Annotated in this window: 15 protein-coding genes; 4 read left to right on the top strand and 11 right to left on the bottom strand. The window is 33.6% G+C overall.

Translation table 11 applies throughout. From position 1 onward, the window contains the following. Positions 1–42: 42 nt before the first annotated feature. The 6 genes from IL45_RS03895 to IL45_RS03870 all read right to left on the bottom strand — a co-directional run bounded on the left by IL45_RS03895 (position 43) and on the right by IL45_RS03870 (position 7,927). Positions 43–993: a tRNA dihydrouridine synthase gene (locus IL45_RS03895; RefSeq protein ID WP_036580592.1), complete on the bottom strand. Its 951-nt coding sequence runs from the start codon at positions 991–993 to the stop codon at positions 43–45. Positions 994–995: 2 nt separating this feature from the next. Next, positions 996–2,681 carry an RluA family pseudouridine synthase gene (locus IL45_RS03890; RefSeq protein WP_036580589.1) on the bottom strand — a complete coding sequence of 562 codons (1,686 nt, stop codon included), beginning with the start codon at positions 2,679–2,681 and terminating at the stop codon, positions 996–998. Between the two features lie 87 nt (positions 2,682–2,768). Then, entirely contained in the window at positions 2,769–4,589 is a 1,821-nt protein-coding gene (locus tag IL45_RS03885) for an ABC transporter ATP-binding protein (protein WP_036580587.1), read from the bottom strand. Between the two features lie 3 nt (positions 4,590–4,592). Further along, complete coding sequence (locus IL45_RS03880; protein ID WP_036580584.1) at positions 4,593–6,305, bottom strand: phospho-sugar mutase; 1,713 nt, start codon at positions 6,303–6,305, stop codon at positions 4,593–4,595. 146 nt (positions 6,306–6,451) lie between these two features. Beyond that, the gene (locus IL45_RS03875; RefSeq protein WP_036580582.1) at positions 6,452–7,402 is read right to left on the bottom strand and encodes a glycosyltransferase family 2 protein; all 951 of its coding nucleotides are present in this window, start codon (positions 7,400–7,402) and stop codon (positions 6,452–6,454) included. Between the two features lie 27 nt (positions 7,403–7,429). Further along, positions 7,430–7,927, bottom strand: a complete 498-nt coding sequence (locus IL45_RS03870; protein WP_160165383.1) for a DUF4199 domain-containing protein — start codon at positions 7,925–7,927, stop codon at positions 7,430–7,432. 145 nt (positions 7,928–8,072) lie between these two features. Here IL45_RS03870 and IL45_RS03865 point away from each other — a divergent pair, with 145 nt between their 5' ends. Then, positions 8,073–8,324 carry a type B 50S ribosomal protein L31 gene (locus tag IL45_RS03865; protein ID WP_036580578.1) on the top strand — a complete coding sequence of 84 codons (252 nt, stop codon included), beginning with the start codon at positions 8,073–8,075 and terminating at the stop codon, positions 8,322–8,324. Positions 8,325–8,584: 260 nt separating this feature from the next. After that, entirely contained in the window at positions 8,585–9,661 is a 1,077-nt protein-coding gene (locus tag IL45_RS03860; protein ID WP_036580575.1) for a methyltransferase, read from the top strand. A gap of 133 nt (positions 9,662–9,794) precedes the next feature. Here the strand turns inward: IL45_RS03860 and ald are convergent, their stop codons facing one another. The 3 genes from ald to IL45_RS03845 all read right to left on the bottom strand — a co-directional run bounded on the left by ald (position 9,795) and on the right by IL45_RS03845 (position 13,631). After that, the gene (gene ald, locus IL45_RS03855; protein ID WP_036580572.1) at positions 9,795–10,889 is read right to left on the bottom strand and encodes an alanine dehydrogenase; all 1,095 of its coding nucleotides are present in this window, start codon (positions 10,887–10,889) and stop codon (positions 9,795–9,797) included. 498 nt (positions 10,890–11,387) lie between these two features. Next, a complete protein-coding gene (locus tag IL45_RS14695; protein WP_051788636.1) occupies positions 11,388–12,464 on the bottom strand; it encodes a DUF6090 family protein in 1,077 nt (358 codons plus the stop codon). A gap of 279 nt (positions 12,465–12,743) precedes the next feature. Then, positions 12,744–13,631: a DUF5694 domain-containing protein gene (locus tag IL45_RS03845; RefSeq protein ID WP_051788635.1), complete on the bottom strand. Its 888-nt coding sequence runs from the start codon at positions 13,629–13,631 to the stop codon at positions 12,744–12,746. 263 nt (positions 13,632–13,894) lie between these two features. Here IL45_RS03845 and IL45_RS03840 point away from each other — a divergent pair, with 263 nt between their 5' ends. Further along, on the top strand, positions 13,895–14,911 hold the full coding sequence (locus IL45_RS03840; protein WP_081866525.1) for a sensor histidine kinase: 1,017 nt from the start codon (positions 13,895–13,897) through the stop codon (positions 14,909–14,911). 26 nt (positions 14,912–14,937) lie between these two features. Further along, positions 14,938–15,639: a LytR/AlgR family response regulator transcription factor gene (locus IL45_RS03835; protein ID WP_036580570.1), complete on the top strand. Its 702-nt coding sequence runs from the start codon at positions 14,938–14,940 to the stop codon at positions 15,637–15,639. A 336-nt stretch (positions 15,640–15,975) separates the two neighbouring features. Here the strand turns inward: IL45_RS03835 and IL45_RS14690 are convergent, their stop codons facing one another. Together IL45_RS14690 and IL45_RS03825 are read right to left on the bottom strand one after the other, a co-directional pair. Continuing rightward, on the bottom strand, positions 15,976–16,758 hold the full coding sequence (locus IL45_RS14690) for a DUF6090 family protein (RefSeq protein WP_051788633.1): 783 nt from the start codon (positions 16,756–16,758) through the stop codon (positions 15,976–15,978). Positions 16,759–17,037: 279 nt separating this feature from the next. Then, a complete protein-coding gene (locus IL45_RS03825) occupies positions 17,038–17,988 on the bottom strand; it encodes a hypothetical protein (RefSeq protein ID WP_036580567.1) in 951 nt (316 codons plus the stop codon). Between the last annotated feature and the right edge of the window lie 98 nt (positions 17,989–18,086).

The raw sequence follows: 18,086 nt of genomic DNA, 5'->3' as shown, positions 1-18,086 counted from the left end.
GTAGGTTTTTATGATTTCGCTTTCGCGAAAGCGTGAAACAAACTATCTATTTACCGTTTTTAAATTATCATTCACAGCCTGATTATAAGCTCTAGGATTATTAGCTTTTTTAATCGCCTTAAAAGCTTTTTGCGGATTAGGAAATGTCTGCGACCAGTATTCCCAGAATCCTTGCATTTTCATCTTTATAGGCGTTGGTCCTTGCAGGAACGCATCATATTCTTGATAAATCGTATCGTGAAATTCACGGAAGATTTCCCAGCGATTCTCTGGATAAATCTCTGTATCTTTTTTAATCATACTGGGTAAAAAAGGATCTGCTATGAGACCGCGACCGAGCATCCAGTGGTCAATGATAGGGAATTGTTCCTGCATTTTTCTAAAACCGGCAACCGTAGTGATGTCCCCATTATAATAAAGCTTGGTTTTAGAAGTATCCAGACAACGCTGGAAAGATTCTAAATCTACGCCACCTTTATATAATTGCTTACCTATGCGCGCATGAATGGCTATACTTTTAATAGGATATTTTTCTAGTATAGGGAATGTATCCAGTATCTCTGTAGGTTCTAGATAGCCCATTCTCATTTTCATAGAAACAATCACATCAGTTTCTGTATGAACTCGATCGAGAATGGCATCAATTTTAGATGGTTCACAAATCAAACCACTTCCCATACCTTTTTTAGTCACCATAGGATAAGGGCAACCTAGATTCCAGTTGAGTTCTTTGTAACCTAATGACCTAATATATTTAACACCTATGATAAACTCGTCAGCACTATTAGTCATGACTTGTGGTATCAATTCTGGAACAAAATTGTTTTCTAATTGTAAATCACGTTGGTATTTACTACTTATTTCGGGCTTGTTATTGAATCGGATGTATGGCGCATAAAAAGTGTCGATACCGCCAAAATATTTGTGAACTGCATTCCTAAAACGGAATTCTGTAAAGCCTTGCAGTGGCGATGAGAGTAGGGTAAAAGACATATTTAAAAAGGTGCTGGTGCTTTAAAAGAAACCGCTTTATGCGTTATGGGATGAATGAATTTAATAAACTCGGCATGTAAATGTAATCGATTCGTCGCCGTTCCATAAAGATCATCGCCCACAATAGGTGCATTTAATCCACTAGCATGTGCCGCATGAACTCTCAATTGGTGCGTGCGACCAGTAATCGGGTAGAAGTGAACCAGTGTTTCTTTTTCCCTACGTTCTAACACTTGATATTTAGTACGAGCAGATTTACCGTATTCATAACATACCAGTTGAGTAGGTCTGTTATCTAGATCTACGCGCAATGGTAATTCAATCATTCCTTCGTTATTCTCTAAAACTCCACTGAGTAATGCGACATATCTTTTTGAAATCGTACGATTGATAAACTGTTCTTGAATAAAGTGATAGTATTCTAGATTCTTAGTAGCTACTAAAATTCCAGATGTAGACATATCTAATCTATGAACCAGAATAGGTCCAGTGGCATCTGGATATAACTCCTTAAGCCTACTATAAACACTGTCTTTTATGGTTTTCCCAGGAACTGATAAAAACTCTTCTGGCTTGTTCACAATGATGATGGCCTCATCTTCATAGATCACTTCCATCGTTTTATTTAATCCTGGATTGATCAGTAGTGGATTGTCCTCTACATCTAGTCCTTGCAACATGTGTCCTAATATAGGTTCACATTTACTGCGGCAGGCAGGATAAAATTGTTTGTGCTTTCTGATTTGCGATTTAGATGATTTTCCCCACCAGAATTCGGCTAGAGCAATGGGTTTTAATGCTTTTGCAAAAGCGTATTGCAATAACTTAGGAGCAGCACAATCACCAGTAGAAGCAGGTGGAGCACCTAGATTTAACTCATTAAAAATCTCTAAAACATTTTTGCGCTCTCCATTTGCATTTAGAAGGTCATACTGTTTAAAAATCCAATCTTGTAAATCTAGGGATTGTTGCCTGCGTTGCGTGGTGAGCGCTTCCATTTGCGATTGATATTGATCAACGATAACTTGAAATGGTTGCTGTTTTTCTAATAAATAGATCTCGTATTCACGATAGAGAAACTTCTGATTGAGATGTTGCTGGTGTTGTAAAGCTTTAAGCTGTTTAAGTTCTTGCTCGTCTAGAGTTTTAGAGCTTTGTTTAAGTTGTGCTTTAAGTTCTCGAGATTGCAGCTTATGTTTTTTGCGTTGCGTTTCCAGTAAAATTAATGCCTCTTCTTTGAGTTTTTGAAGATGATTTAAGGCGGTAATGTATTCTGGAGTTTGCTCTAGAGTGGTAACTTGATGGCTCAGTTTTGTAAATTCTTTAAACTGTCCATCACAATAACTTTTATCAAAATCCTCAACATAAGCAGCTGGTACAAAGGGATGAATATCCATAGTTCCATCGATCTGACCACTAAAAGCAGATAGGTATCCTAGTTCTCCTTTCTCGTTTTGTACCACTAGCACACCAAACATTTTTCCTGCGGCTTCTCCAGCGCCTGTTTTCTCATTCCAGAAGTTATGCTGCCAGTTTTGCGGTTGTTCTAAATATTCTTGCAATTCTCGGGTTGCTATTAAGGACAATTCATGTGGCTCATAGAAAATCGGAAACGTAAACTTCTCTGGAATAGAAATTCCAGAAATGTCTGTTTTAAAAGGAGTAAAGCAATTTTCTAATGAAGGCATTAAAGCTAGTTATTATTTAAAAACCTCACAGGTTTTCAATACCAGTGAGGTTATATGTTTATGATCAAGTATTAGTGTCTAAAAATTTTATAAACTCTGCATGCCTACTAGCCCGTTATACAAGCCTTTCATTTCAATCAATTCGGCATGTGTTCCTTGCTCTGCAATTTCTCCTTTATTCATAACTACAATGTTGTCAGCATTTTGAATGGTAGAAAGTCTGTGCGCAATCACAATAGAGGTTCTGTTTTTCATTACTTTTTCAAGAGCATCTTGCACCAGACGTTCACTTTCTGTATCCAGTGCGCTTGTCGCTTCATCAAGTACTAGGATAGGAGCGTTTTTAAGCACTGCTCTAGCGATTGAAAGTCTTTGCTTTTGTCCACCACTTAGTTTTCCACCACTATCGCCTATGTTAGTATGGATCCCATCAGGAAGGTCTTTTACAAATTCCCAAGCGTTTGCAATTTTAAGAGCGTTAATGATTTCTTCATCACTAGCGTTTTTATTGGCTAGAGCAACGTTAACAGCAATCGTATCATTAAATAAGATAGAATCTTGTGTTACCAGTGCCATTTGATCACGTAAGCTTTTAAGACTTAAATCTTTTATATCGTGACCATCCATAGAAATGGTTCCTTCTTGCACGTCATAGAATCGAGTAAGTAGATTTGCGATAGTACTTTTACCAGAACCACTTTGACCTACTAAGGCAACACTCTTTCCTTTGGGTATATGAAGAGAGAAGTTCTTTAATACGTTTTCGTCTTCATAAGCAAAGGTGACATTATTGATGTCAATGCCTTGCTTAAAACAATCAATAGTTATTGGGTTAGTTGGGTCAACGATGGTGTTTTCAGTATGTAAAATTTGAAGAACACGTTCTGCTGCAGCGTTACCTTTTTTCACACCATAACTAGCTTTAGAAAGTGCTTTCGCTGGTGTAAGAATGGCATATGCTAATCCCATAAAAGTAATAAAGGTAGATCCAGCGATAGTGCCATCTACTAAAACCATGCGTCCACCAAACCATAATAAAACACCTATGACGGCAATACCTAAAACTTCACTTACTGGGCTGGCAAAACTTTTACGTTTATCAAGACTGTTGGTAAACCTACGGAATCTGCTTGTGGTTTTCTCAAAGCTATCTTGCATGCGTTCTTCTGCATTAAAACCTTTAATGACTTTAAGTCCACCTAGAGTTTCTTCTAGTTGAGAAAGAACAGCACCTTGTTCCTTTTGTACACGTTCTGATTTACTTTTTAATCGTTTACCTATAAGCGATATGATATAACCACTAATGGGAATAAACACTAATACAAATAAAGTCAGTTTAACGCTAAACATCAACATAGCGGCAAGTGCAAAAATAATATTGAGCGGTTCTTTAACGATTAACTCCAGTATGGATAGAAAACTACTTTGAATCTCAATCACATCTGTGGTGGCACGAGAAATCACATCACCTTTACGTTTTTCAGAAAAATAAGAAACAGGAAGATTTACTATTTTCTTATATAAATCATCACGTAAATCCTTCATAATTCCAGTCCTGAAAAAAGTCAAGAAATACATTCCTAAATAACCAAATACATTCTTTAAAAAGAACAAACTGATTACTAAGACAATCATTAAGATTAACGCTTGTTCTTGATCATTTTTTGCAACTTCAGATACGTAGTAATTGACATAGCCTTCTACAAACTCTTTTGTTTTTGTAAAATCAGTCCAGACAGGTTTGTTATAAACTTCTTCAGTTTCTTGAAATAGCACCTGTAATACAGGCATTAGGGAAACAAATGATAACGTACTAAAAAATGCAAAGAGTACATTACTTATGATATTGAGTACCGCCCATTTTTTATAAGGCTTAGCATACCCAAGAATCTCTTTGAAATAATTCATTAATTAAATATCAAAATCGGCTAGAATGCCGTTAATTTTTTTGTTAAGTTGTTCTTGCACAGTTGGATAATTAGCAACATCATCTAGCGGTGCTTTCACACTGATATAGAACTTAATTTTAGGTTCAGTTCCACTAGGTCTCGCTGCAATCTTTGAGCCATCTGCTAGATAAAAGATTAAAACGTTAGATTTAGGAACTTCTAGTGTTTCTGTTTTATTTAAATCCTTGTTTATTCTAGTACTCGCAGCATAGTCTTCTACTATAATGACATCTTGTCCTGCAATTTGTTTTGGTGTGTTTTCTCGCAGGTCGATCATCATTTGTTTGATTTCTTGAGCACCCGAGATTCCTTTTTTAACTAGAGACACAAGTCTTTCTTGATAACAGCCGTGTTTTACGTAAAGTTTTAATAGTTCTTGATAGGTTGTGGATGAGTTCGCTTTCGCGTAAGCGTACATCTCACAAGCTAACAATGCCGCAGTAACCGCATCCTTATCACGTACAAAGTCACCAACCATGTAGCCAAAGCTTTCCTCGCCACCACCGATAAAGTCTTGTTGTGGATGGTCTTTAATCATCTTTGCGATCCACTTAAATCCAGTCAATCCTTCTTTGCATTCCACTTGATAATCCATTGCTAGATCATGCATCATAGGTGTTGATACAATGGTAGATCCTATGAATGGTTGCGTCGCGTTTTTTAAATCTGATTGTTGTAAAAGAAAGTCTGTCATGGCAATCATGGTTTGATTACCATTAAGCAAGACCATTTTACCATCATTATCTCGTACAGCAACACCTAGACGATCGCTGTCTGGATCTGTTCCTATGACAATGTCTGCATGGATTTTATCTGCCAGTTCTACAGCCATTTTAAGAGCTTCTGGTTCTTCTGGATTAGGAGAAGCTACCGTTGGGAAATTACCGTCTGGAATCGCTTGTTCTTTAACGACGTGCAAGTCTGTAAAACCAGCTCTTTTTAGCGTCTCTGGAATTAATGTAATACTCGTACCGTGTAAACTCGTAAAAACTATTTTTAATCGAGAGCGATCTACATCGCCAGCAATTTTACCAGCTTTAATACTGTCCACGATGAATGCATTATCATCCTCAGGCGTTAATAATTCAATGAGATCTGGATTACCATTAAAATTAATATCTTCAAAATGAAGAGAAGCGATAAGGTCTAGTATAGCTTTATCTTGTGGTGGCACTAATTGTCCGCCATCTTGCCAGTATACTTTATAACCATTATACTCTGGCGGATTATGGCTAGCAGTAAGTACAATACCAGCATGGCAATCTTTGGCTTTTACGGTATAGGATAGTAATGGAGTAGGGCGTAAGTCTTCAAAAAGATATACATGTATACCGTTTGCGCTAAAAACGTCTGCCACTACTTGTGCTAGTTCTTTAGAATTATGACGACAATCAAAGGCGATAGCTACTTTAATTTGTTCATCTTTAAAGGTCTCTTTTAAATATTGAGAAAGACCTTGAGTGTTCTTCCCTAACGTATATTTATTAATACGATTAGTCCCAACACCCATAATACCACGCATACCACCAGTTCCAAATTCTAAATCTTTATAAAAAGATTCTTGAAAATCTGCGTTATTGGCGCTAATTAAAGCAAGTGTTTTTGTAATTGTATCGGTATCAAATGGAGCTTTAGTCCATGATTGAGCATTTTTAAGAATAGCTTCTTTATCCATTTTTATGACGTATGAATGAAATACAAAGATAACAGAAAATAGTAGGTCGTAGGCAGGTCTGATTTGCGTGTACCGCAATACCGTGCAGTCCAATTTTATCTGTTCTTGAAAAATCTAGGTACCTTAATGGGGTTACTTCCTAAATTTTAAACTTCTTTTTCAATGCGGTAACGGTTCACTTGGTTCCCATTTCTAAGAATTAATTCTCCTAGAAAACCAGCAATAAAGAATAAAACGCCCAATAGCATAGTGGTGAGTGCAATAAAGAACCACGGATTATCGGTTACTAATCCATAAGGAATATCATTTGCCATTTTATAAAGTTTTGAAAACCCTACATAACCAGCGGTTATAAAACCTAGCATAAACATAATAACACCTAGTGCGCCGAAAAGATGCATAGGTCGTTTACCGTATTTTGATATAAAAGCAATGGTAATCAAATCCAAAAACCCATTAATGAAGCGTTCATAACCAAATTTAGTCGTTCCATATTTTCTAGCTTGATGGATCACTTCTTTTTGAGCGATGTCGCTAAAACCAGCATTTTTGGCCAGCACAGGTATATAACGATGCATCTCGCCATGAACATCTATATTTTTAATAACCGTTGCTTTATATGCTTTTAAACCACAGTTAAAATCATTTAATTGTACGCCGCTGGTTTTACGTGCTGCCCAGTTGAATAGTTTACTAGGTAAATTTTTTGCAATAACGCTATCATACCTTTTTTTCTTCCAGCCGCTTACTAGGTCATGATGTTGATCAGCAATCATGTGGTATAATTCCGGAATCTCATCTGGACTGTCTTGCAAGTCTGCATCCATAGTAATTACGACTTCGCCTTGTGCCTTATGAAAACCGGCATGCAAGGCTTGTGATTTCCCATAATTACTCAAAAACTTTATGGTATGTGTGGTTTCATGCTTACGCGAAAGCGTATCCAAAACATCCCAACTGCCATCTGTACTACCATCATCTATAAAAATGATCTCATAGCTGATGTCCATGGTCTCCATAACGCGTAGGATCCAAGCGTGTAATTCTGGAAGAGATTCTTCCTCATTTAACAGCGGTATGACAATGGATAAATTCATGCAAGAGATTCTATATAAATATGACAACTAAGCCTGTTGTGGCGCTTCTTTTCTGAAAATTAAAGCTGATAAGATTCCAAAAATAGTGTAAAACAATAGTTTAGAAATAAAGCCAGTAAAGTAGCTGCCTAGACTATAAACAGGTTTTTTAAAAACATCTTGATTTGCGAGAGCATTTTCATTTTTCTGAGCAAACTCTTCCGTAGCTTTTTCGGCTATGGCTTGTGCACCTGGATCTATTTGTACATAAATAAGATAGTTTGCGATAAAATCTACCAGAAAAATAACAAGCATACACAAGAAAAAAGCGAGGACACCTTGCTTTAAGGATAGATAACTGTTGAGGCTGGACTTGCTCCACCATTGTGCGGCAATTCCAAAGGGAATAGGTAATATCATCATGGCAATACCTAAGCCTACACTGCTAAATGCTTGAATTTGCCATATATAAATGACTAAAGCTAGATTTGCCACCGCACCGATAAGGCCTACTATGAAAGCGTTTTTCTTTACTATTTGATCCAAAATGTTCTTTTTTTTAAGAAATACAAATATAATGGTTTGCATTACGCCCGAAAGCTATAAATTGCACAGATATATTTAAGCAATCTATTTGTAGATTTAATTATAATGATTAAATTTGCAGCCGCAAAAGAATAAGATTAAGATCATGCAAAAAGGAATTCACCCAGAAGATTATAGACTAGTAGCTTTTAAAGACATGTCTAACGAACAAATATTTTTAACTAAATCGACAGCTCCTACTAAGGAAACGATTGAGTTTGAAGGTAACGAGTATCCACTTATTAAATTGGAAATCTCTCGTACTTCTCATCCTTTCTATACTGGTGAGACTAAACTTTTAGATACGGCTGGTCGTATTGACAAGTTCAAAACTAAATATGCAAAATTCAAGAAGTAATCTTCTTAGAATTTTAACGATATTAAAAAGCTTCGCCTTGTGCGAGGCTTTTTTTGTTTTTTAAAAAGTACCTTTACTTTATAATTATTTATTCATTAATACAATCCTATTGTAGTGCCATATACGGTCACGATAGTCTAATGAACTCTAGCAAACACTTAATGCCTGATTGCTGGTAAGTAACTATACTTACAGTGTTATATAATCACGCGCTTTGCTCTTCTCATTAATTTGCAACTCGTTCTTCACAACGCAAATTGATGAATACAGAAATCAATGCCCATAAGCCTGCACCATTTGTAACAGGTAAACGATTAGAAGTTTTTAATCTTTCTGCAGAAATTAAGAAAACCATTCAAGCGCTAGAAGCTGGTAAACCAGTTCTTATTGCAGATTATTATAGCAATGGAGTTCTACTACTTAAAGAACTACAGCAGTATCTTAAAAGTAAGATGCCCCATAAAACATTTCAAGAACAACGTGAGTATCGTGCTGCTTATCACAAGCTGTCTAATCTCATTCTTCTAGAAATCATCAATTATAAAATCGATGTAAAAAAAGCACCTGCTATAGGCTGGCTTGAAAAACTGTATACCGGTAACACTAATTTTTTACTTACGTTTCCACAAGTTCAAGGATTAAATAGTTCCTGGCAGTGGTATCAAAATGGAATATCGGTACCTACCTTAAGAAATAAGATACATCCTTACTATGGTGTTTATTTCCCGACTAGATTTGATCATTTAACCGTTTTTGATAACTGGTTAAAGCGATATGAAGGTCCTAAAAAAGCAGCTATAGACATAGGTGTAGGTAGTGGTGCGCTTTCTTTTCAATTAGTAGGTCATGGTTTTCAAAAAGTATATGGGACAGATATCAATCCTAATGCTATTATAGGTCTTAATGAATTTATGGGCGATACAAAGCTTTCTAGAAAGATAGAGCTGGATCATGCACCATTATTTGGTAAATGGGATAAACAGACAGAATTAATAGTATTTAATCCACCGTGGTTACCCATTTCTTCAGAAAACGATAGGACCGATAAGGCGATGTATTACCCAGAAGAGTTATTCTCAGAATTTTTTGCTGCTGCAAAAGAACGACTGGCTGTAGAAGGAAAACTACTAATCTTATTTTCTAATCTTGCACAAATAACTGATGTCACTAATGATCATCCTATTGAAAACGAGATCGCACATCATGACAGATTTCAATTAGAACGATGTTATAAAAAAAGGGTTAAAGCTGCTTCAGATAAAACTACTAGAGAACAAAACTGGCGTGCTAGTGAAGAAGTAGAACTATGGGTTTTGGTTCATAAAAACAGTGATTAATACATCTGTTTCCACTTGTCACGGTAACAGTAAGTTCTGGTTTTGATCTCTTTGATATCATTTGGTTATCATGGATTTTTTAATCACGCTTTCGCGAAAGCGTGATATTAATCATCTTATAGAACACAAAACACTATTTTGATGACCAACCAAAGGCCTCATTTATCTCGTTGTAGACCACTTTACCAGATATGATATTAAGTCCTTTTTCTAGGCTTGGATTCTGGCTGCAAGCTTTTTCCCAACCATGACGAGCTAGTTGAAGCGCATAAGGTAAGGTCACATTAGTAAGTGCCACGGTAGAGGTATAGGGTACTGCACCAGGCATATTTGCAACGGTGTAATGTACGACGTCATCGATGATGTAAATAGGATCTTCATGTGTGGTAGGTCTAGTAGTTTCAACACAACCACCTTGATCAACAGCGACATCTACAATCACAGTACCTGGACGCATTTCTTTAAGCATGTCACGTGTGATTAGGTTAGGAGCTTTGGCACCTTTTAAAAGTACACCACCTATAATTAGGTCGTGCGTCTTGATGTGTTTCCTGATGTTGAATTCATTTGAGAATTCTGTCACGACGTGCGGTGGCATTACATCATTTACATAGCGCAATCGTTTCATATTAATATCCATGATGGTGACGTGTGCGCCAAGACCTGCGGCCATTTTTGCGGCCTGAATTCCTACCACGCCAGCTCCTAAAACAAGAACCTTACCAGGAGCAACACCAGGAACACCACCTAATAGAACACCTCTTCCTTTTACGGGTTTTTCTAAATATTTTGCACCTTGTTGTATGGCGAGTCTACCAGCAACCTCAGACATAGGTGTTAGTAGTGGTAAGGTGCCTTCTTGATCTTCTACGGTTTCATAAGCGATGCAAATGGCTTTGGCTTTTATCATAGCGGCCGTAAGAGGCTCGCTAGAAGCAAAGTGAAAATAGGTAAACAGCACTTGTCCTTCTCTCACCAGATCATATTCTAGCTCGATAGGTTCTTTTACTTTTACGATTAATTCTGCAATGGTATATACTTCTTCAATGGTGTTAACTATGATCGCACCGGCTTTTTTATAGTCGTTGTCAAAAAAGCCGCTTCCTTCACCAGCGGTGGATTGCACATAAACGGTGTGGTTGTTTTTTACCATTTCATAAACTCCGGCAGGTGTCATACTTACTCTACTTTCGTTATTTTTAATCTCTTTTGGAATCCCTACGATCATTTTTAAGCCATTTATATTAAAAAACCGAAGTTGTGACTTTTTATTGACTTATAAAAGTATAAATCATTAATTATATAGGGTATATTGATTTAAAAGTGTGTTTTTAAATATTTGAACCCTATTTTTTATGGGGTATATTGATTTTAATTAAGATTAAGTCTATAGTGAATTATTCGTTTTTAGTTAGTTTTTCTAAACGAATTAGACAATTCTTTGAGTGAAGTTTATCCTAATTATATGAAATCAAAAATTCAAGTATATTTTGATAGAATTGGTCAGTTTCTGAAATCATGTATTGCTATAGCTAAATCGGCCAGGCGATATGATGAAATACAGATTTTCATCTGGCCTCGATAAATCAAGAAAAAGAACTGAAAAAAAAGGCTCTAGAATCAAATGATAGATACATAGAGCCAAGAACAATAGTGTCTTAAATTATTGAAGAAAAGAGTTGTTTGTTACCTCAGTTCTTTGTTAGCCTTTCGTTATTAATTTGTTCTAATTAGTTTCAAGTTTATTTAAGTGAGCTTCCATTCCATTTTTCATAACAAATAAAGATGTAATTTCATTCAAACTATCTCTTACAAACTCTCCTTTGAAGTAAATATCAGTTTGGCCAAATATCTTATCTTTCGTTTTAAAATAGAAATAATCCATATCTCCAAGATCTCCATTCATAACGCCTACTAGGTCATTGTTTTGTATCTGAATTTTATAGTTTAATTCTGGTAATGGACCATCATAGCCTTCAAACTTTACAACCTTATAAGTTCCTACATATTCATTTAGTTGTGCCTTTGTTAGATGAACTAAATTATGTGGTATAAAATCAGGAAGCGGTTCATTACTTTCAATAAGTAAGTTGATTTGTTTGTATGCATTAATTGCATTTTCTCTAAATATAGTAACATGATTTGTCAAGTTCGTCCAGCCAGCATTTTGGTATAGATCTACATCATTTTTATAGTAAGGATCATTTAGAAAAAAATCTATCATCTCATCTTCTAATTGAGGCTGATCTAATCTGTAATACCATTCTTTATTTTTAGCCAACCCGTCCATGACTCTATCAGTAATCAAGTCCACGCGAGTATCGAACTTGTCTATTTCGTATTTATTATAAATATAGATCTCGTTTAATGGCTCAATAACTGCTTTTAGCTTTTTTGGTACATTATCAACATTTTCTGTGAGATTAGTATATCCATTTTCATGAATTTTCATATGAAAAGCATTCATGATAGCATATCTTAAAGCATTTCGGTTTTCATTTTTATAGTCATCATAGGTAAGTTTATTTGCTTGTATTAGGTTGATGATTGAATCTTTTGTTTTATAATAGGCAATTAGCTCGTCCGATTTTTGAATATCTAATCCTAAATCATGTTGTACTTCTTTTAAAATTGAAACAATCTTATTTTCGGTTTTTCGCTCTTCGTTTTTATTATTTATATGAAGCGCGATAAGAATACCAATAATGACAAGTACAATTTCGCCTATAGCGTACAGTATGTATTTGCTAAATTTATTTTCTGAGAGAAGGTTTTTGCGAATTTTTCTAAAGAATTTTATCATTGGTTAGCGGTTTCTGGTAAAAAAGCACAATGGCAATAGTATTAGGTGAGTAAAGCGTTTTAACTGGTAAGCCTGTACCATTTAATGTTGGTTAATGGTTGTTAAGTTACAGTTTATTAAGTAAATAGAGGTAGTTTTTAATCTAAGACTAGTGAAGATTGAAAATAATAAAGGCTCCAGAATCAACAGATCGATTCTATGAGCCCAAATTAATAATGTCATAAATTAATGAAGAAAAGTGTTGTGTTTTTCGTTAGTTCTTTGCTTACTAAAGTTATTTTAGTCATCCAGTTCATCTAGTTTGCCAAAATCAACTAGTTCATATTCGGGCGAACATTTAAATAGCCAGTGTAAAATAGATATATGACCAGCCCCAAAAAGCACTAAAATTCGATCATCTTTTTCATATTCTATATCTTTAATATTTTTAAAAATCCTTAAATTTCTATTCATCCAAAACATGGATAAAGCATCTGGTCCTTCAAAGTTTTCTGACTCAAATTGTCCTCCAGCGATATAAGCTCCAAAGCCTCTATTTATAACTTTTTCTGAATTCATATATAAAAAACTTTCGAGCAAAGTTTTTTTAGTAGTCATAACATTTCGGTAATTATAAAATTCGGAGTATTTTTTTGATATCTCGTCTTCTCCTCCAAAATAATGTCTTTCAAGAATTTTATCAGTGTATCCTATTTGTTGAAGTGTATCTCTCTTATCATTTAGCTCTAATAGTAGTGACCATGCATCAACTCCATATATCGTATCTAGTTTAAAGCGGTCAACTAATCTCATACCAATTTGGCTTCGCTCATTGGCATAAAGTTTTGCTTTCTTATCCATATATTCATTGAAGTTATATTTTAAATACCCAGTATTTGCTCCTGATTCAACTAGGATTTTAGTAGGTTTAAATTTAGAAATATAGTCTAGCAATTCGTTTAATTCTTTTTGTCTATCATCAGAATAAATATTTATTTTGTCTTTACTTTCAGCTTTATGCGCATCTAATCCTGGATAGTCAAAATGCCAGCTCCCAACAAGTAATACTTTTAATGGTGATTCATTTTTAATCAAAATACTGTCTGGGTCGATAAAAACATTGGATTGGGAATGACATACTCCGATTGCAAAAATCATCGATACGATTGTAAATACTTTCATTTTCATAATATTATATTTTTATGTTATTGGAGCAAATTAGATGATGGATTCTTTTGATGAAAATGAAATCTATAGAAGAGTATATTTCCTCTGTAAATTGATCACTAGAATAACTTTAATTGACCGAATTGAATTGTTGTTTGACAGAATATATTAGTCTTTTTAGAGATTAATTTTTACAAATAATACAAAAATGACTAACTTGATTTAATTTGTTTCCTATTATAAATAATTATAAATCAGTTGTATAAGATTAATTCCGATTAATAATGAAATTAAAAATTTTAGAGCTTTTATTGTATCATTTTCTGTTTTACATCTTGTTTTATGAATTTAGAACAAGCATGGAGATTGATAATTTTGAATTATTTAAAAAATGGTTTGAATTAAAAGGCAATTTATTGCGACTTTCTAGTTTTTTAGTTTTTTCTTTTTATGCCTTAGGTGCTTATATAGTGCTATATAACTATTATAAAAAATCATTTTTAAAAGTTTCAATCGGTTTAATAATGGTTTCTATTCTTGTAGTAAGTATCCGTTATTTTATCGAAGAAATTTTTTACATGAAAGTATTTGGTTTTGACAACTATTATGATGCTATATCACCGAGCCTTTATGTTCTCGGAAATTTATTTTATGCAGCCTTGCATATAAGTTTTGGAGTAGTTTTTTTCTTTATACAAAGTAGCAAATACCATGAGATGCAAACCCAAAGATTATTAGTTGAAAACAAGAGAACAGAATTGGCATTTTTACGTGCACAGTTGAATCCTCATTTTTTATTCAACACTCTGAATAATATTTATAGTTTAGTTTACAGAAAGTCAAATAAAGCTCTGCCTGCATTGGAAAAATTGACTACAATTTTACGTTACAGTTTATATGAAAGTGAATTTAAAATACCCTTAAAGAAGGAAATTGATATTATTGATAATTATATTAATTTAGAACAAATGAGATATGATTACCCTTTGAATATTGATTTTAAAATAAATGGAGATCTAGCAGGAGTTCTTATACCACCATTTCTTTTACTACCAATAGTGGAGAATGCATTTAAACATGGCGATATGAAATGTCCTCTAAAAATTCACATTGATATTGCAGAAAAGAAACTGAATGTTAAAGTAATAAATTACATCATCGAAAAGCAAAAAGATGAAGTCGGTGGTTTAGGGTTGAAAAATATCAAGAAACGTTTAGGGTTAATTTATGGCAATAACTGTGAATTAGTAATTCATAATGACAAATCTATTTTTGATGTATCGTTGAAACTTATATTTTAATCCTCCAAATTTTTAATACCTATAGAATGATAAAATGCTTAGTAATCGATGATGAACCTCATGCGGCAGCATTAATTGCAGATTATGTGGAGAAAAGTAAAGAATTAATATTAGTTGGAACTTATACCAACCCTATCGAAGCATTTCATTTTTTGAATAATAATACAATCGATTTATTGTTTTTAGATATTCAAATGCCTGAACTATCTGGTATGCAACTGCATAAGATAATCAATAATAAGTCTCAAGTTATTTTTACAACCGCTTATGATCAATATGCTGTAGATAGTTTTTCTTTGGATGTTATTGATTTTTTATTGAAACCAATATCCTTTGACCGTTTTTTATTAAGTGTTGAAAAGCTTAAGAAACGATTGCAAACTCAAGTTTCAATAAAAGAAGGCAATATTAAAAGTACTGAATATATTTTTGTTAAAAGTGGCTATAAAACAATGAGAATTAATTTTTCTGATATTTTCTATTTTGAGGCCTCGAATGATTATGTAGAGATTAATACTAGTTCTGGTAAAATATTAACCTTAGACAACATGGGGTATTTTGAATCGACTTTGCCTGAAAATCAATTTATTAGAGTTCATCGATCCTTTATTATTTCTATTTCTAAAATTGATTTTATTGAAAAGAATCGTGTTATTATTGTCAACAGGTATATTCCTATTTCAAAAACTTACCAAAAAAAATTTCAATATAAAATTGGAAGAGAATAGATTATTAAAATTATTGAATTTTTAAAGGATTTCCGATAGTTAATACTATTCTAATACATTGAGTAGGTTGGGAGACTTGTGATTTATAATTACTAAAGCTGGTTGATCTATCGCAGCGTTATTGCAGTTCTATAGTTTCTAATCCCAAGAGTGTAATTATAAATTACAAAAGCGAAAACCTACGGCCGCAGGCAATGGACTAGAACGGTCTAGTGTATGATTTCGTTGCGTGATCAAGTCACTAAGTTAGTAAATAAAAACTGAATAGAAAATCCGCGAGGATTTTCGTAAGTAGGCTAGAACTAGCAATAAATTATATACGGTGTTGTGCTTTCGTTATTTTTCTTGTTTTAAATAAGCATCAATAGCCGTAATTGTCTTTAGTCCCTCTTTATGTAGTAACAGTCGAACTCTATGATTTAGTAAAATGTTAGCTTTCGTCAAGCCAAAATTATCGGAAATTATTTTTTTTTGGTCTTCATCTAGGTTTATCACGGAATTATAAATTTTATAAAATGATTTTTCATTCGAGTTTTCTTTCCACCTTTCCGGCATCCCAATATCTGATCCAGAACCTGTTTCGAAAAAAGGATAAATATTATCATTATATTTTAAGATTGAATTATTGTGTACACTCTCTTCTTTTATGACTTCATCAAATAATCTGTAGTAATATTGAATACTATTTCTTAAAGAATCTGAAGTAATGAGTCCTGTTTTGCCAGACGATTTCATGTCATCAAAAACTATATTTTTACCTTCAAACCAATGGATTCCAAAAGCATTACCTGACTTTGTGACTAATACAATAGGGTCTGTGGCTATTGAATCTGACTGCAAATAACGTCCCAAAAAAGTATAAGCATCTAATTGAATAGTATCCCCTTGAAAAAGCCTTTCTAATTCTGCTAAGTCCTGTTTAATATCTAATTGTATTCTAGCAAGGTATTTCTTTTCATCACCTTTGTCTTTTTTTATATCATTAAGATTATTTAATTGCAAGGCAATAAGAATACCAATTACAACAAGAATAACTTCTCCAATAGCATAAATAAAATAATTACTGAGTTTATTTTCAGTTAATAGTTTTTGTCTAATTTTTCTAAAGAATTTTATCATGGGTTAGCGGTTTCTGGTAATGAAGCACAATGGCAATAGTATTAGGTGAGTAAAGCGTTTTAACTGGTAAGCCTGTACCATCTAATGTTGGTTAATGGTTGTTAAGTTACAGTTTATTAAGTAAATAGAGGTAGTTTTTAATCTAAGACTAGTGAAGATTGAAAATAATAAAGGCTCCAGAATCAACAGATCGATTCTATGAGCCCAAATTAATAATGTCTTAAATTAATGAAGAAAAGAGTTGTTTTTTACCTCAGTTCTTTGTTGTACCTCGTTTTTTTATTCGTAAATACATTCATTTCTTACTTGCACACCTTTTGCTTCTAACTTCTTTTTCATTTCCAACCAAATTTTGTCTCTTAATGTTCCTGCTGGATAAAGATTATTTTTAAAATCATTTGTTATAACTCTCATACAGTTTGGTTGATTACCTTGTGTCTCGAAAACAATCTCTTTTATATCAGAAAAGCCATAAACTTTCATTTTCCAAATAAAATTGTGGTTTCGAATTATTAAGAAATTTTTTGTTAGTTCAAAATAGTGCATTAACCAAGAATGCAAAGCAAACCAAAAAGTTCCAAAAAGGCATAAGAATATTAAAGCTCCAAATTTCATACTTGTCCCTTTAATGATTAATGGGAAGGCAAAAGTTCCTATTAATGCCCAAAGTGAAATTCCCCTCAAACTTGTGAACTGATTCCCTTTAAATACTTCTTTATTTTCAAATCGAAGTTCTCTACTGTTAACTTTCTTTGGTGTATTTATTTTAAATTCTTGCTTGTTGATAATAACTTGTTCGAGAAAAGATTTCACTTCGTAACTATTTGTATACATATCATCGAACAAAATTTTATCTTTACCATCATCAAATAAAATTGCAGTTCCCTCCATTGGAAAGTTTATTATAAAACGAAAAGGCATTTTGCCTGTTAGTATTACATCTTTGATACTGTTTAACCTAAATGTTTCATTTCCAATTTTTAAATTATTCTTGTCAATAGTAATTTTTGGTGAATTTTTCCAATATGAATAGACCATCCAAATCGCTAAAAGACAAACTAGACTGCCAAATATTGGCATAATTATATGTTTGTATTTTGATTGGTCATTTACTTCATTATTTAAACCAATGAAAATCATAAATGAGCCTAGAGCAAATAAAAACAGAAAGCCAAATGTTAAAGTTGTGTAGAATTTTAACGGATGTCTTTTTGTTTCAATTATTTTCATTCAGTTTTTTTTCAAATGAGGTACAATGGCAAAGGTATAAGGCGAGTGAGGCGTTTTAGCCGGTACGCGTAGACCTTTTGTATGTTGGTTATTGGTTG

This window comes from Nonlabens ulvanivorans (assembly GCF_000732625.1).
GTDB lineage: Bacteria > Bacteroidota > Bacteroidia > Flavobacteriales > Flavobacteriaceae > Nonlabens > Nonlabens ulvanivorans.
The sequence above is the reverse complement of the archived record's forward strand: the minus strand, read 5'-3'. Positions and strand labels throughout refer to the sequence as shown.

What these genes read in the sequence shown, in the direction of transcription:
- IL45_RS03895 (WP_036580592.1), bottom strand. Translation starts at nt 993, where the DNA reads ATGTCTTTTACCCTACTCTCATCGCCACTGCAAGGCTTTACAGAATTC.
- IL45_RS03890 (WP_036580589.1), bottom strand. Translation starts at nt 2,681, where the DNA reads ATGCCTTCATTAGAAAATTGCTTTACTCCTTTTAAAACAGACATTTCT.
- IL45_RS03885 (WP_036580587.1), bottom strand. Translation starts at nt 4,589, where the DNA reads ATGAATTATTTCAAAGAGATTCTTGGGTATGCTAAGCCTTATAAAAAA.
- IL45_RS03880 (WP_036580584.1), bottom strand. Translation starts at nt 6,305, where the DNA reads ATGGATAAAGAAGCTATTCTTAAAAATGCTCAATCATGGACTAAAGCT.
- IL45_RS03875 (WP_036580582.1), bottom strand. Translation starts at nt 7,402, where the DNA reads ATGAATTTATCCATTGTCATACCGCTGTTAAATGAGGAAGAATCTCTT.
- IL45_RS03865 (WP_036580578.1), top strand. Translation starts at nt 8,073, where the DNA reads ATGCAAAAAGGAATTCACCCAGAAGATTATAGACTAGTAGCTTTTAAA.
- IL45_RS03860 (WP_036580575.1), top strand. Translation starts at nt 8,585, where the DNA reads ATGAATACAGAAATCAATGCCCATAAGCCTGCACCATTTGTAACAGGT.
- ald (WP_036580572.1), bottom strand. Translation starts at nt 10,889, where the DNA reads ATGATCGTAGGGATTCCAAAAGAGATTAAAAATAACGAAAGTAGAGTA.
- IL45_RS14695 (WP_051788636.1), bottom strand. Translation starts at nt 12,464, where the DNA reads ATGATAAAATTCTTTAGAAAAATTCGCAAAAACCTTCTCTCAGAAAAT.
- IL45_RS03845 (WP_051788635.1), bottom strand. Translation starts at nt 13,631, where the DNA reads ATGAAAATGAAAGTATTTACAATCGTATCGATGATTTTTGCAATCGGA.
- IL45_RS03840 (WP_081866525.1), top strand. Translation starts at nt 13,895, where the DNA reads ATGAAATTAAAAATTTTAGAGCTTTTATTGTATCATTTTCTGTTTTAC.
- IL45_RS03835 (WP_036580570.1), top strand. Translation starts at nt 14,938, where the DNA reads ATGATAAAATGCTTAGTAATCGATGATGAACCTCATGCGGCAGCATTA.
- IL45_RS14690 (WP_051788633.1), bottom strand. Translation starts at nt 16,758, where the DNA reads ATGATAAAATTCTTTAGAAAAATTAGACAAAAACTATTAACTGAAAAT.
- IL45_RS03825 (WP_036580567.1), bottom strand. Translation starts at nt 17,988, where the DNA reads ATGAAAATAATTGAAACAAAAAGACATCCGTTAAAATTCTACACAACT.